Annotated in this window: 20 protein-coding genes; 11 read left to right on the top strand and 9 right to left on the bottom strand. The window is 69.3% G+C overall.

Annotated elements, in window-relative coordinates; translation table 11 throughout:
• Positions 1 to 46 precede the first annotated feature (46 nt).
• Positions 47 to 709, top strand: a complete 663-nt coding sequence (locus BBK82_RS03215) for a hypothetical protein (protein WP_065913643.1) — start codon at positions 47 to 49, stop codon at positions 707 to 709.
• A 4-nt stretch (positions 710 to 713) separates the two neighbouring features.
• Here the strand turns inward: BBK82_RS03215 and BBK82_RS03210 are convergent, their stop codons facing one another.
• Positions 714 to 2,603, bottom strand: coding sequence for a hypothetical protein (locus BBK82_RS03210; protein ID WP_065913642.1), 1,890 nt, complete (start codon positions 2,601 to 2,603; stop codon positions 714 to 716).
• Positions 2,604 to 2,786: 183 nt separating this feature from the next.
• Here BBK82_RS03210 and BBK82_RS03205 point away from each other — a divergent pair, with 183 nt between their 5' ends.
• The 7 genes from BBK82_RS03205 to BBK82_RS03175 are packed head-to-tail and all read left to right on the top strand — an operon-like array spanning position 2,787 to position 6,970.
• Positions 2,787 to 3,824 carry a glycosyltransferase family 4 protein gene (locus BBK82_RS03205; protein WP_154697022.1) on the top strand — a complete coding sequence of 346 codons (1,038 nt, stop codon included), beginning with the start codon at positions 2,787 to 2,789 and terminating at the stop codon, positions 3,822 to 3,824.
• Complete coding sequence (locus BBK82_RS03200) at positions 3,821 to 4,135, top strand: hypothetical protein (protein ID WP_065913640.1); 315 nt, start codon at positions 3,821 to 3,823, stop codon at positions 4,133 to 4,135. Before BBK82_RS03205 ends, BBK82_RS03200 begins: the two co-directional genes overlap by 4 nt.
• Entirely contained in the window at positions 4,132 to 4,470 is a 339-nt protein-coding gene (locus BBK82_RS03195) for a hypothetical protein (protein ID WP_065913639.1), read from the top strand. The genes BBK82_RS03200 and BBK82_RS03195 overlap by 4 nt, the downstream gene beginning before the upstream one ends.
• Positions 4,463 to 5,191, top strand: coding sequence for a glycosyltransferase family 2 protein (locus BBK82_RS03190; protein WP_065913638.1), 729 nt, complete (start codon positions 4,463 to 4,465; stop codon positions 5,189 to 5,191). Before BBK82_RS03195 ends, BBK82_RS03190 begins: the two co-directional genes overlap by 8 nt.
• Positions 5,188 to 5,784, top strand: coding sequence for a methyltransferase domain-containing protein (locus BBK82_RS03185; protein WP_065913637.1), 597 nt, complete (start codon positions 5,188 to 5,190; stop codon positions 5,782 to 5,784). Before BBK82_RS03190 ends, BBK82_RS03185 begins: the two co-directional genes overlap by 4 nt.
• Complete coding sequence (locus BBK82_RS03180; protein WP_065913636.1) at positions 5,781 to 6,011, top strand: hypothetical protein; 231 nt, start codon at positions 5,781 to 5,783, stop codon at positions 6,009 to 6,011. The genes BBK82_RS03185 and BBK82_RS03180 overlap by 4 nt, the downstream gene beginning before the upstream one ends.
• Positions 5,999 to 6,970 (top strand): NAD-dependent epimerase/dehydratase family protein, encoded by a 972-nt coding sequence (locus BBK82_RS03175; protein ID WP_065913635.1) that lies wholly within the window; start codon positions 5,999 to 6,001, stop codon positions 6,968 to 6,970. Before BBK82_RS03180 ends, BBK82_RS03175 begins: the two co-directional genes overlap by 13 nt.
• Here BBK82_RS03175 and BBK82_RS03170 read toward each other — a convergent pair whose 3' ends face one another.
• Genes BBK82_RS03170 through BBK82_RS49640 form a run of 4 tightly spaced genes read right to left on the bottom strand, consistent with a single transcriptional unit; the run spans position 6,971 to position 7,933 of the window.
• Positions 6,971 to 7,264 (bottom strand): hypothetical protein, encoded by a 294-nt coding sequence (locus tag BBK82_RS03170; protein ID WP_065913634.1) that lies wholly within the window; start codon positions 7,262 to 7,264, stop codon positions 6,971 to 6,973.
• The gene (locus BBK82_RS03165; RefSeq protein ID WP_065913633.1) at positions 7,261 to 7,521 is read right to left on the bottom strand and encodes a hypothetical protein; all 261 of its coding nucleotides are present in this window, start codon (positions 7,519 to 7,521) and stop codon (positions 7,261 to 7,263) included. Before BBK82_RS03165 ends, BBK82_RS03170 begins: the two co-directional genes overlap by 4 nt.
• Positions 7,518 to 7,703, bottom strand: a complete 186-nt coding sequence (locus BBK82_RS03160; protein WP_065913632.1) for a hypothetical protein — start codon at positions 7,701 to 7,703, stop codon at positions 7,518 to 7,520. Before BBK82_RS03160 ends, BBK82_RS03165 begins: the two co-directional genes overlap by 4 nt.
• Positions 7,700 to 7,933 carry a hypothetical protein gene (locus BBK82_RS49640; protein WP_154697021.1) on the bottom strand — a complete coding sequence of 78 codons (234 nt, stop codon included), beginning with the start codon at positions 7,931 to 7,933 and terminating at the stop codon, positions 7,700 to 7,702. Before BBK82_RS49640 ends, BBK82_RS03160 begins: the two co-directional genes overlap by 4 nt.
• A gap of 129 nt (positions 7,934 to 8,062) precedes the next feature.
• Between BBK82_RS49640 and BBK82_RS03155 the strand changes: the two genes are divergently transcribed.
• Genes BBK82_RS03155 through BBK82_RS03145 form a run of 3 tightly spaced genes read left to right on the top strand, consistent with a single transcriptional unit; the run spans position 8,063 to position 9,726 of the window.
• Positions 8,063 to 8,407, top strand: a complete 345-nt coding sequence (locus BBK82_RS03155; protein WP_065913631.1) for a DUF6011 domain-containing protein — start codon at positions 8,063 to 8,065, stop codon at positions 8,405 to 8,407.
• A 13-nt stretch (positions 8,408 to 8,420) separates the two neighbouring features.
• Positions 8,421 to 9,320 carry a hypothetical protein gene (locus BBK82_RS03150; protein WP_065913630.1) on the top strand — a complete coding sequence of 300 codons (900 nt, stop codon included), beginning with the start codon at positions 8,421 to 8,423 and terminating at the stop codon, positions 9,318 to 9,320.
• Positions 9,321 to 9,324: 4 nt separating this feature from the next.
• Entirely contained in the window at positions 9,325 to 9,726 is a 402-nt protein-coding gene (locus BBK82_RS03145) for a hypothetical protein (RefSeq protein ID WP_154697020.1), read from the top strand.
• A 46-nt stretch (positions 9,727 to 9,772) separates the two neighbouring features.
• On the opposite strand, the gene BBK82_RS03140 is transcribed toward BBK82_RS03145, so the two are convergent.
• Genes BBK82_RS03140 through BBK82_RS03125 form a run of 4 tightly spaced genes read right to left on the bottom strand, consistent with a single transcriptional unit; the run spans position 9,773 to position 12,313 of the window.
• Entirely contained in the window at positions 9,773 to 10,258 is a 486-nt protein-coding gene (locus tag BBK82_RS03140; RefSeq protein ID WP_170067861.1) for a hypothetical protein, read from the bottom strand.
• Positions 10,258 to 11,259, bottom strand: a complete 1,002-nt coding sequence (locus tag BBK82_RS03135; RefSeq protein WP_065913627.1) for a site-specific integrase — start codon at positions 11,257 to 11,259, stop codon at positions 10,258 to 10,260. The genes BBK82_RS03140 and BBK82_RS03135 overlap by 1 nt, the downstream gene beginning before the upstream one ends.
• Positions 11,259 to 11,963: a hypothetical protein gene (locus BBK82_RS03130; RefSeq protein ID WP_065913626.1), complete on the bottom strand. Its 705-nt coding sequence runs from the start codon at positions 11,961 to 11,963 to the stop codon at positions 11,259 to 11,261. The genes BBK82_RS03135 and BBK82_RS03130 overlap by 1 nt, the downstream gene beginning before the upstream one ends.
• Positions 11,960 to 12,313: a hypothetical protein gene (locus BBK82_RS03125; protein ID WP_065913625.1), complete on the bottom strand. Its 354-nt coding sequence runs from the start codon at positions 12,311 to 12,313 to the stop codon at positions 11,960 to 11,962. The genes BBK82_RS03130 and BBK82_RS03125 overlap by 4 nt, the downstream gene beginning before the upstream one ends.
• Positions 12,314 to 12,316 lie beyond the last annotated feature (3 nt).

The following is a 12,316-nucleotide window of genomic DNA, read 5'->3' as shown; positions in this document are numbered from 1 at the left end:
GTGTGGCGCGCCCGCTGCGCGGCGCTGTCCCGTCTACCCTGCCTCGGTGCTGACCAACGCCGCCATCGAGCTCGCCTTCCAGCAGCCACCGTCCACCGTGGACTTCCTGTGGTGGTCGTGGCCCACCGACGAGTTCGCTGCCTGGGGGCAGTGGGCGGGCGGCGTCGGAAGCATCGCGGCCGTGATTGTCGCGCTCGCGGTGTTGGTTCGGGATCGTCGTCGAGCCGAGACCGAACGCATTGAGCGCGAGCGGGAGACGGCGCGTGCGGAGCTAGAGCACCGGTTCGATCAAGCGCGGACGGTCGTCGGCGGACTTGCGATGCTGCTAGGTGACATTCCCGGCTCGACCACGAGGTTCCCTGGCATCAAGATCGTCAACCATGGCGCGCGGCCGATCCTTGAGGTGGACCTGGAAGCCGTGACGTTCACACATCGCGACGGCACTGTCTTCGACGACTTTGCGGTCGGGACCCCTGAGTACTTCAGGCAACGCCAGGTTCGGGGAGCTCGTCGCTTCGCGGATGTCCTCGGCCCGCAGGGTGAGGCCGTACAGCATCACCTCAACTTCGCAGGCACGCCAGAGCGGATGCGCCTCGAAGAAGGGGTGGTCGAGGTGACGTTCACGTTCCTTGACATCGACGGCTACCGCTGGCGACGAGTAGGCGGCAGGGCACCTGCACTGGTCGAGGGCGCGGGCCCCGCCGCCTGATCTGTCATTTCATGGCGAGCCAGTACAACGCGTTGTTCGTGGACATCGAGCTGATCGTGAGCGTGCTGGGGAACCCAGTCTGGCCGGACAGGAAGACGGATCGGCGGACACCGTGATTGAGCAGCGCGTCCGAGATCGTGGCGGCGCAGCCCGCGATCTTGCCGGCGCCGGAGCCGACGAACAGGATGGCCGCCCGATAGTAGTTGCCGGGCGTCACGTTGACCGGGGCGGTGAGGGCGATCGACTTCACGCCTGGGCTGGTCCACGAGGCGCCCGCGTCTGCGGACTGGCCGAGGCGGTTCACCACCCCGGTGCCGTCCTCGTAGAGGGCGACGCCGGAGTAGGCGCCGGGGCCGCTGGCCGCGCTCGTGACGGCGAACCCGATCTCGGAGATCGACGCCGCAGAGCCGCGGTAGCGGAACCTGACCATCAGCAGGTTGCCGGACGCGTGGTTGAAGTCGGTCTCCACGTCCTTCGGGTCGGCGGTCCACTCCAACAGGCCGACCGTGGACGGCTGGTACAGCTCGCGGTCGCCGCTCGATGCAGCTCCCCACGTGACCGCGCCGGCTGAGACCGTGAGGACCTGGCCGTCGGTTCCCTTGGCGAGGCGGGCGAGCGTGTCCACGCCGCTGCCGACCAGCAGGTCACCGGCGGCGTCGACCAGCGTGAGCGGCACCTTACCGTCGAGGGCAGTCTGGGTGGCGTTGCTGATCGGCAGGTCGGCGGGCGCGAGGTTGGCGACCTGGTCGAGCGTGAGGTCCGACTTCAGGCCGGCGAGGGTGCGGGCTGCCCAGGCACCGCCGATGCGCTGCAGCAGCGCGCCATCCGCCGGGGCCAGCCCGGCGATCGCGGCCAGGTCCGTGTCGGCGGCCTGCTTGCCGTCCAGCGCGGTCTGCGTCGCCGTCGAGATGCCGAGGTCTGCGGGGGCCAGGTTGGCGACGTTGCCGAGGCCGACGTCGGCCTTGCCCAGGGTGACGGCGCCGGTCTGCCCGGCGACGGAGATGACCGGCGCGGTCGGGTAGGACAGGGCGGTCCACGAGGCGAGCTGTGTTGGAGTGTCGCCGGTGATGATCCAGGTGGTGCCGAGGTCGGTGCGGGTGCACCAGTCGCCCCGCTGGCCGGCCAGCGTCAGCATCTCGGCCTGGCTGGCGACCGCGCCGAGGTACTCGGTGATGGCGATCGCGGGTAGAGCGGAGGTCGGGACCGTGCCGGTGAGGTCGTCATAGGAGTCCGGAATGGACGGCCGGCCGGCGAGGTCGCCGTACGCGCCGCTGGTGGCGACGGCGGCCAGCGCGCCGGGCTGGACGGCGGTGCCCGCGAGCGCGAGCAGCGCCTGGATGGCTGCGGCGAGGTCGATCTGGGGGATGCCGCCGACCGGCTTGACGTACTTGTCGGCCAAGGCCGGCACGGTCGGGGCGTTCGCGGTGCCGCCGAAGTCGCCCGCGAGGCGGATGATGCCCTTCGTCGAGGTGGTCGCGTCGGGCACGTCGCCGCCTCCGCCGCCGGAGTGGGTGTGGCCGGCGAGGGCGTAGGAGACCAGCGTGGGCGGGGCTTCGGCCGGGGCGAGGTCCGCGAGTTGGATCGTCGTGTCCCCTGAGCCCTCGGGGATGACCACGTCGAACTCCGCGGCCCACACGTCGGTCAGGACCTTGATGTGTGGGGCCCAGCCCTGTGGGGAGATCTGCGGGTCGTTCGGGTCAGGGATGACGACCTGGCCGACGCCGGCGGTGACGGTGCCGCGGATGACGCCGGGCGCGATGATCACGTTGTCGGTGCTGTCCCGCAGGGCGAAGGGGATGGTGACCTCGACGGTGCCGGTGCCGGGAGCGCCGCCGGCGGGGTGGCGGATGTCGTAGGCGATCGTGACCGTGCCGACGGCAGCGGGGAGTGGCATCGCAGGACCTCGTCTCACGCGAGCGGAGCGGTGGTCCTGCCGTGGCGTCGGCAGCAAGGATTCTAGCGCCGCGCGGCATGGTCCTCGGTGATTCGTCGGTGCCTTACGCTGATCGCAGGAAAATCTTCGGTCAGGAGGGGCTGTGAACCACCACCTCTCGCCGCGGTCGGCTAGGTGCTCGACGTGAAGATCTTCGGCTGGGCGGCCGACAACATGGGCTGCGGCTGGTACCGCGTGCGCATGCCGCTCAACGAGCTGGCGCGCCGTGGCCATGAGACCATGGCCAACACGATCATGCCGGACGAGTGGCTCGACACGTGCGACGTGCTGCTCGGGCAGCGGATCTGCGAACCGGGGCCGTCCACAGCGTGGCAGCGGATCGCGGTGCACCCGAAGCGGCCGCTCATGGTGTTCGACATCGACGACGACCTCTGGGAGGTCGACCCGCGGTCGCCGGTCTCCTACGCCTGGTTCAGCCGACCGGACGTGCAGGAGCGGCTACGGCGCAACATCACGGTCGCCGACCTCGTCACGGTCACGACCGAGACGCTCGCCGACAAGGTCCGCGCGCTCAACCCGAACGTCGTGGTGATCCCGAACTTCGTGCCGCAGGCGATGCTCGACCTCGAGGCCCCGGAGCGCACGGACCAGCGGGTCGTTATCGGCTGGGCGGGCAGCGATACGCACGTGATGGACTTCGAGGAGATCGGGCCTCAGTTCGCCCGGTTCTTGGAGCGCAACTCGGCGGCGATGCTGCACACGATCGGCGGCAGCCGGCAGGCGTTCCAAGAGCGGTTCAGCTGGGCCAAGCGCGTCGACCGCGACCAGTGGACGGTGGAGGACTGGTTCGACGACCTGTGGGAGTACTACCGGGCGCTCGGCCGGTTCGACATCGCGACGGCGCCGCTGACCCCACACGTGTTCAACCGGTCGAAGTCCTGGATCAAGGCGTTGGAGGCCGCTGCGCGGGGCGTGCCGATCGTTGCGTCCGACGTCGGTCCCTACCCGGACTTCGTGGTGCACGGCGAGACCGGGTTCCTGCTGCGCGCCCCGCACGAGTGGCCGACGGTCCTGCGGGATCTGGTGCTCGACGCCGGCATGCGCGCGGAGATGGGTGCTGCGGCCCGTGATCTCGCAACACGCAACACGATCGAAGGCAACGGGCACCTCTGGGAGCAGGCCCTTCTGTCGCAACTCACCGGCTCACGGGCAGCATCATGAGCAACGACAGGAAAGTCGTGCAGTGCAACTACGTGGAGAGCACCAAGGTGGCACCCGCAGGTGCACGTGCTTATGTCTCGCTGCCGAACAAGGGCAACGGCCACGACCGCATCAGAGTGCTGGTGCGCAGTCATGGCGCCCGCTGGGCGCTCAAGTGGGAGGACACCACGAGGCTCGACCACTTTCGGGTCAAGACCTTGCCGCCTGAGCATCCGCTGTACGCCGACGAGCGCCTGTTCGAAGCAGAGCACCTCGCTGACCTTCTGGCGACGCTCGCGCCGGAAGGCTCCGGCAGCAGGGAGGGGTCGTGACCGAGGAGACCAACGACGACGTGGTCGTCGTGGACGCCGCGCACCGGTGCGCCGTTCCCGAGCTGGGGCCTGGAGAAAGCTGGGTCTGCCCCGATCCGAGCTGCGGCCAGCGCTACGGCCAAGTGTTCCCGCCGGGCACCGAGCCCGTGAACGTCGGCTTCCTGCTGCACGAGCTCGGCGAGGCCTGCGTCGAGGTCGGGCACTCCTTCGCCGCCGGCGTGCCGCCACGGGTCGTGCAGAACGCCTTCTACCGCCTCGGCGGCCAGCTGGAACGGGCCGCGCGAGTGTTCGCGACCACCGATGTCCTGCTTTCGAAGGAGGCCCCCCATGGCTGACTTGCTCATGATCGTCCCGACCCGCGGGCGACCCCACAACATCGCCGCGCTGCTCGAAGCGTGGAGCGAAACGACCGTCGGCGACACCGAGCTCCTGATCGCGCTCGATGACGACGACCCCGCGCTCAGCGAGTACCTCACGATCAAGCCGGAGATGGAGTGGCCGCCGGCGCCTGTGCACCCGCCGCGGTGGATCTCCCAGTCGCGGCTGCGGCTCGCGGGCACCCTCAACGCACTCGCGGTCGCAGAGGCGCAGGGTGGTCGGCACAAGGCGATCGGGTTCATGGGCGACGACCACCGTCCGCGCACCCGCGGCTGGGACGCGGCGTTCAGCACCGCGCTCGCCGACCTCGGCACCGGTGTGGTGTACGGCAACGACCTCATCCAGGGCGCCGCGCTGCCGACAGCCGTCGCGATGACCGCCGACGTCATCGCCGCCCTCGGTTACATGGTGCCGCCCGGCTTGGTGCACCTGTACCTCGACAACGCGTGGCTCAGCATCGGCGAAGGCATCGGCCGCATCCGGTACCTGCCCGAGGTCGTGATCGAGCACATGCACCCGCTCGCCGGGAAGGCGCCGCAAGACGACGGCTACCGCGAGGTCAACTCCGAGCAGCAGTACCTCGCGGACCGGAAATCCTACGAGGACTGGGTGAACGGAGGCCTCGATCAGGACCTTGCGAAGCTGCGGGCCCTGCTCGCGCCGGCGGCCAGGTCGTGACCGCGTGGCGGTTGTTCGAGGAGGGCACGATCCCGGCCTGGACCACCGCCGAGTGGTACGCCGGCCGCGACCGCGCTCCTCACGTCGACGAGGCCGTACACCGCGATCGGCTCGACATCGCGGCCAGGATGGTGCGACACGCGGCCCGTGAGCTCGGCCTGTCGACTGTCGCCGACCTCGGCTGCGGTGACGGCGGGCTGCTGTGGTTGCTCGACCAGGTTCGGCCGCCGCTGGACGCCTGGGGCTACGACTTGCAGCAGTCCAACGTCGGGCCCGCGGTGGCCGAGCGCGGAGTGGACGTCCGGTACGGCGACGTCGTGCACGGCGAGGTCGAGTGGGCGGAGATCGCGGTGGCGACCGAGATGCTGGAGCACCTCGTTGACCCGCACGCGCTCGTGCGCCGGATCGCCGAGCACTCGCGGGTGCTCGTCGCGTCGTCGCCGCACACCGAACGGCCCGGCAACGCCTACGAGTTTCACACCTGGGCGTTCGACCTGGAGGGCTATCACGACCTGCTAGAGCAGAGCGGGTTCGAAGTCGTCGCGCATGAGACGACGGACATGTTCCAGGTGATCACGGGGGTGCGGCGGTGAGCGGGGACTGCGCTGGGTGCGACGAGGCCGTGCAGGAGTCCGCGTCGATCATCGCCGCGCTGGTGCGGCGTCTCGGCGGCGAGAGCGTCGAGCTCACCGATGACGAGCTGGCCGCGTTCACCCCGGACACGGCGGTCTTGCTTCGTCGTGGCGAGTCCGGAGTGACCATCGAGGTCAGTGCGGTCGACGCGCAGAGGAACACCGAGGAGGCGTCGTGCGAGTCCTGATCACCGGCCACAAGGGGTTCGTCGGCCGTCATTTCTGGCGCGTTCTCGCCGAGCAGGGCCATGACCTGACCGGCATCGACATCGCAGTTCCGTGGAGTCAGGGACCCGTGTGGAATGCGCTTGAGTTCAGGGCGGACGTGCGGGACTTCTTCCGCCGGAACGAGGACCACTTCGACCTCGTCATCCACCTGGCCGCCGTGGTCGGTGGCCGCGCGACGATCGAGGGCGCCCCGCTCAAGGTCGCCGTGGACCTTGCGATCGACGCCGAGCTGTTCCAGTGGGCACTTCGCACCCGGCCCGGTCGGATCGTCTACTACTCCAGCTCGGCCGCATACCCGGTCGGGTTGCAGGAGAAGACGAAGCTCGTCAGCACGGAGACCAGCGGCGGACGGTTGGTTGAGCTGGAGAACACCTACCGGCTGCGTGAGGACGACCTCGCGTTCGACTGGATCGGCTCGCCCGACCTCACCTACGGTTGGGCGAAGCTGACCGGGGAGATGCTGGCTCAGCACGCCGAATCCGAAGGCCTCCGCGTGCACGTGTTCCGGCCCTTCAGCGGCTACGGCGAGGACCAGGACCTCTCGTACCCGTTCCCCGCGTTCATCCAGCGCGCGGTGCAGCGCGACGACCCGTTCGAGGTGTGGGGCAGCGGCCTTCAGGTGCGCGACTGGATCCACATCGACGACGTCGTGGCGGCGACGCTGGCCGCGGTTGAGCAGGACGTGCCGGGCCCGACCAACCTGTGCACCGGGCGGCCGACCAGCTTCCTCGATCTGGCGCGGCTCGTCATGCACGGCGCTGGCTACAGCGCGGCCGTCCAGGTACTGCCGGACGCGCCGACCGGCGTGCACTACCGCGTCGGCGACCCGACCAAGCTGCACAGCTTCTACCGGCCGCGCATCGAACTTGAGGAGGGCATCCGCCGCGCGCTCACCCGCGCGGGCGCGGCGGCTGCCTGATCACGCGTCGACGTCCAGCACGAGCTGCTCAAGCCCGCCGCCGGTGCTCGAGCGGAGTCCCGCCGAGAAGCACCTGCCGCACGTCACGGCCGAGGTGGTCGGCTTGAAACGGGTGAAGTCCCAGCTGCCCGTGCCGACGTGGCAACCGGGGCCGGGCACCTTCAGGCCGAGCCAGGACTGGAGCTGGACGGCGTGCACGGTGTCCGAGCCGTCGAGGTAGCCGTTCCGGTTGCCCGCGAACCGTTCACGGGCGGCTGCGGCGGATTCGGTAAGAGCGTCGTGGAGTGCGGTCACGACTTCGCCGCCGCGACCTCGTCCGCGAGCGACGACAGCGCGGCCGCCACCGCGGACAGCTCGGCCAGCTTGTCGACCGGCAGCTTCCCCAAGGCCTGCCGCGCCTTCGGCAGGTCACCGCGGTAGACCCAGCCCATCGCGCCCTGCGCCGTGAGGATGTGCCCGGTGTTCTCCAAGCCCTGCTGGAGCTTCTTGGCGGCTTCGCCCAGCGCGGCGGCGAAATCCTCGCCGGCCTTGCGTTGTTCGTCGCTGCTCACGCTCGCACACCGCCCTTCATGATGTGGTCGACGACCGCCTGGTGCAGCTTGCCCACCAGGTTGTCGGCGGCGTTGGGACCCAGCTCGGCGTTGACCACGGCCCACAGCTTCTGCTTGAGCTGGTCGCTGTCAGCGTAAGGTCGCTCGCCGTCGGTGCTGCGGGGCGCTGGCGGCGTGGTCACGACTGGCCGCCATCCCGCGCCTGCTTAGCCGCGATCAGCAGGTCCGGATCGGGACGCTTCGGCATTGTCGAGCCGGGCTGACGTGTGTACCAGCGCGCAAAATCGCGGATCACAGCTGATCGGTCGGCGCCAGCCAGCTTGCAGGCCGCGCCGAACGCGTCCCACTCATCGGTCTCGACTCGGATGTTCTTGATCGGCGTCTTGCCTTCGCCGCGTGCTCGTGCTGCCACTTCATCACCTCCACGTGTCTTTACATGAGGGAAGGTAGCAGAGTCGGACGTGTGGGTACACCAGTGCTTGACGTGTAGGTACACGAAGGCTTATCGTGTACCTACACAAACGACGAGGAGGGGGCCGGGATGACCGTCACGCAGACCACCACCAAGTGCATCTGCGGCCGCACGCTCCGCGCGGCGAAGTCGGTCGCCCGCGGCTACGGCCCCCGATGCTTCGCCAAGATCCAGCAGGCCGCCAAGGTCGTCGACCTCGCCGCCTACAAGGCGAACCAGGTCGCCAAGGCGCAGGAGCTGATCGAGCTGCGCGCCATCGTCCGCACGGCCCCGACCGCCTTCGCCGCCGTGTCCTCCGACGGCACCGCCACCTACGCGACCGACGTCGCCGCCCACACCTGCACCTGCAAGGCGGGGGAGCGCGGCATCCGCTGCTACCACCTCGCCGCCGCGCAGATCCTCGCCGCTGCCTGACCAAGGAGTTTGCATGCAGAACAGCACCATCGGCTTCCCGCACCGCACCGGCGGCCTCTGTGGAGACCGCCACTGCGCGGGCAGCAGTGAGGTGACCTACGACGGCCACACCGTGTGGAAGACCGCCGAGGCGTACGCCCGCGACCACCACGCGGACGGTGAGGAGTGCCCCAGCCCGACCGGCTGTGACGACCCCGGCTGCGGCAAGGCCGCTGGCGTCGCCCACACCGGTCGCCGCACGCCGCGCACCCGGCCGAGCGTCGCCCAGCAGATCGCCGAGGCATGCGCGCAACTCGGGCTTACGCTGGAGGACGGCTGGCAGCACTCCGTCGTCCCGAAGTTCGTCGTGGACGGGCAGCGCTACAGCGCCCGTGACATCGCCGACCTGGTGCTGGAGGGCGGGCTCCAAGCCGCCTGGAACGCCACCGCGACACGCGTGCGCCAGGACTCCCCGCTGCGGGCCGCTCCAGTCGACGCGACGATCCCGGTGCTGGTGTTGCACGAGGAGCCAGCCCTGAAGACCGTGATGGACGAGGACCTCGGGCCGGGGGAGGTTTGGGACCTGGCCGTGTCCTACCAGTGCGGATTGCGCCACAACAGCGAGTACGACGGCATCGTCGGCTGGCGGGAGCACGAGTACTCCGACACCTACGGCGCCGACCACATCACCCAGGTGTGGGTGCCGTTCTACGAGGCCCGCCTGCCGGGCGACCCGCACCCGACGCGGTTCTGCGAGGACTGCGCGGGTTGGCTGACGCAGCTGGCACCGCACCTGCTGTCCACCAGCCTGGCCGAGATCGCCCGCCACAAGCTCCTCACCGCGCTGCCCGAGTCGTACACGGCCGAGGAGGTGTCGGCGATGAGCGACAACGACGCCATCGGCGCCGTGTCCTGCGGTCTGCTGAAGGACTGAAGCCGTGGGTCGCCGGAGGGTCGCGGTGGGCGACACGATCGAGATGGCCCTGCCCGAGGTCCGCTCCAGCGGTCTGCTGATGAAGATCGGTGGCGAGGTGCGCACCGTCCGCGTGCTCGACGGCCGGGTGCAGATCCTCGAACCGGACGGCGTCACCGCGGCTCTGAAGTACGACCCGCCGTTCGAACTGGTCGGCATCGAAGCGGACCTGCTCGGCGGCCTGTGGGTTGACCCCGTGCCACAGCGGGGGCTCGTGCGGGTATTCCGACACGGGAAGGCGGCGTCGGTACCCATGACGCATGCCGTACACGCGGTGCGCTGGCTGGAGTCGCACACCCCGTTCGACGCTGTTCGGGCGCTGCGCGATGAGGGCTACGAGATCGTCGACATCCGAGGCAGGCGTTAATCGCGACGTACGCCCGCGTCAAGAAGAGCATGAGAGATGAGGGCCGCTAGCCAAGGTCGCGTGGACCGACTTGCATCCGCACGGCGAGTACCGCAGCAATCCGCTCGATCCGTGGCCACTGTGCGTGCACGGCGTTCGCTGCAGACGACCGCAGATATTCGGGTTGCAGCCGCAGCCTGGGAAGCACCTCGCGGAACAGCGTCGCCAAGTCGTCCTCAGCGCCGCTGTATGCCAAGTCGAGGGCTTCGGCTTGCGTAAACCCGACGAGCATGAGGTAGAAGGCTTCGGCTTCCGCGCCGGCGAACGCGCACACACCGCAGACCTCAAGCTGTTGCCGCGAGCACTCCTCGACCTCCAGCCCAGTGCTGACGTGCCCCCAGTACGGGCGGCTGGCTCCTCGTTCGCTTTTGAACAGCTGCACCGACTCGACGCTGATCCCGCCATCGACCAGGATCACGGCGTGCCCAGCTTCGTGGTGCGCAGGGGTGAGCAACTCGATTTGGCGGGACTGGCGGCGGCTGACGTTCAACATCACAGTCCCATCTTCTTGAGCGGGTTATGCGTCTTCTTCTCTGCTGCTCGCACGTAGCCGTGCGGCACGGGCGAGGTCGGGTTCCAGCGACCGTGCCGCGCCCAGTGACCGAGCGGCACACCGTCGAGCGCCGCCTGGGTGGCGAAGCCAGCTCGGAGGCTGTGCGCGGTGTACTGGGCGGCGTTCGGCAGTTGGGTGCGCACGGCGGCGCGGCGCACGATCTCGTTGATCGCGGCGCCCGACAGCCGCTCGTACCGGAACAGCTTGTCGAGCTTCGAGACCGCGCGCAGCAGGCGTCCGGATGTGACGCCCCGCTCCGCCAGTGCTGCGAGGTAGTCGTGCAGGAGTTGCACGGCGTTGGTGTCTGGGTTCGCGCCGGCTGGCACGTTGACGACCTCGCCGACGGCGTCCTGGTCGGTCTTCGAGGCGCGGATCAGGATGTCGATGCCGCCGTCGCCGTCCGGCTGGACGTCGTCGATGTCGAGCGCGGCGAGCTCGGAGCGGCGGCCCGCGAGGGCCATGCCGAGCACGAGAACGAGTCGGTCTCGTTTGCCCGCGAGGGTGTCGGCCGGGGTGCGGGCCACCATCTTCTGCAACACGGACACGGTGATCGGCGGTGCCTGTTTGTTTCCCTTCCCCGCGGCGGCCAGCGCCTTCTTGTGGCCGCGGAGGACGAGCAGCGCGGCCTGGCTATCCGGTGTGCCCTTCGGGTGGCCGGCGCGGCGGTGCAGCGTGCTGATCGCCGCGATGGCCTGCTGGATCGACTTGGGCGCCTTGCCTTCGTCGCACAGGTGCGCGACGTAGTCGGCGAGCGTGGCGGGGGAGCAGGGCAGCGGCGCCCGGTCGTTACTTCGACACCACGCGTCGAAGTCGGCGGCTACTCGCCGGTACGCGCGCTCGGTGTTGGGTGACAGCGCCTCGGCGATCCGGCGCTGGGTGTCGGGCAGCACCACGTCATGCGGAACGACGTGGTGCTGCGGCACCTGTTCGAGTCCAGCCATCAGCTGTCCTTCAGCGTCGCTTGGGCATCTGCGCGCAACGAAGCCAGCATCTCGGCCTGCGTCGTTGCGTAGTAACTCGCCGCGATGTTCCGGGGCCCCGGCTCGGTCCCGTTGAGGTCGATCGACGAAAGCGCCTCAATCGCGGCGCGGCCCTGTCCGGTGATGGTCCACCGGGATCGTCCTTCTCGGCGCTCCCACTGGGCGCACTTCGCCCACTGGTTCGGCCGGCCTTGACCGAAGCTGATCAGCGTCCCCTTGACGTCGCCGCCCTTGCCGCGGTTGAGGTCGGCGTCCAGTGCCATGGCCAGTCGAACCGGATCACCGGACCGCGGTGCGTCGACCTCGTGCCGGACCATCTCAGCGAGTTCGCCCTCGGTGGCTGATTCGACCTCGTTGAGAAGGATGAGCGTCAGCCAGCCTCGCGTGTGCGGCACCCACACTCCTGTGTGGACACGAGGAAGATAGCCGCGCCGGTCCATCGCCCACGCCATTCGCGCACCCGCCACTGCGGTCTCGGGCTCGATTCCCGTAGGCCACATCGGGCAATGCCCAAGCCAGGAGTTGTGCTGGACCCGCAGCTTGTCGGAAATGTGCTGGTCCAGTGCAGTGCCGTCAGGCGGCTCGGTGACCTTCAGGACGTACTCGCAGTGCGGGTGTTCGCACGGCACCTCGTCGCCGAGCTCGCTGAGGAACACGTCTTTCATCGCGCGGTTCCGATCTCCTCGATCTCGACGAGCCACTCGAAGTCCGTGTTCCTCCACGCGGCGTCGGCCTGGTGGACGACACCGTCGAGGGCCTGGACGTGCACGTGGGCCGGGATGGTGTCACCGCGCCGGAAGTACTGGTTCGTGCGCTCCCAGCCGACCGGCGGCTTCCTGCACCGGCACCCCGGCGCGCCACACATCGGCATCGGGTCCTCGTCGTCCCAGACGTCGTGGGCGATGAAGGCGTGCGGGCACGTCTTCATCTTGCAGCCGGGCACCATGCCGTGGTCGGTAGCCACCTGGCCGCCGAACGTGTGCGCGGTCGGCCAGGAGTGGTCGTCGGTCGTCATCGG

The organism is Lentzea guizhouensis (genome assembly GCF_001701025.1).
GTDB lineage: Bacteria > Actinomycetota > Actinomycetes > Mycobacteriales > Pseudonocardiaceae > Lentzea > Lentzea guizhouensis.
Note: the sequence above shows the minus strand (reverse complement) of the source record. Positions and strands in the feature narration are given on the sequence as shown.

Coding starts and splice junctions, on each gene's coding strand:
- BBK82_RS03210 (WP_065913642.1), bottom strand. CDS start 2,603: ATGCCACTCCCCGCTGCCGTCGGCACGGTCACGATCGCCTACGACATC.
- BBK82_RS03200 (WP_065913640.1), top strand. CDS start 3,821: ATGAGCAACGACAGGAAAGTCGTGCAGTGCAACTACGTGGAGAGCACC.
- BBK82_RS03190 (WP_065913638.1), top strand. CDS start 4,463: ATGGCTGACTTGCTCATGATCGTCCCGACCCGCGGGCGACCCCACAAC.
- BBK82_RS03155 (WP_065913631.1), top strand. CDS start 8,063: ATGACCGTCACGCAGACCACCACCAAGTGCATCTGCGGCCGCACGCTC.
- BBK82_RS03150 (WP_065913630.1), top strand. CDS start 8,421: ATGCAGAACAGCACCATCGGCTTCCCGCACCGCACCGGCGGCCTCTGT.
- BBK82_RS03140 (WP_170067861.1), bottom strand. CDS start 10,258: ATGTTGAACGTCAGCCGCCGCCAGTCCCGCCAAATCGAGTTGCTCACC.
- BBK82_RS03135 (WP_065913627.1), bottom strand. CDS start 11,259: ATGGCTGGACTCGAACAGGTGCCGCAGCACCACGTCGTTCCGCATGAC.
- BBK82_RS03130 (WP_065913626.1), bottom strand. CDS start 11,963: ATGAAAGACGTGTTCCTCAGCGAGCTCGGCGACGAGGTGCCGTGCGAA.
- BBK82_RS03125 (WP_065913625.1), bottom strand. CDS start 12,313: ATGACGACCGACGACCACTCCTGGCCGACCGCGCACACGTTCGGCGGC.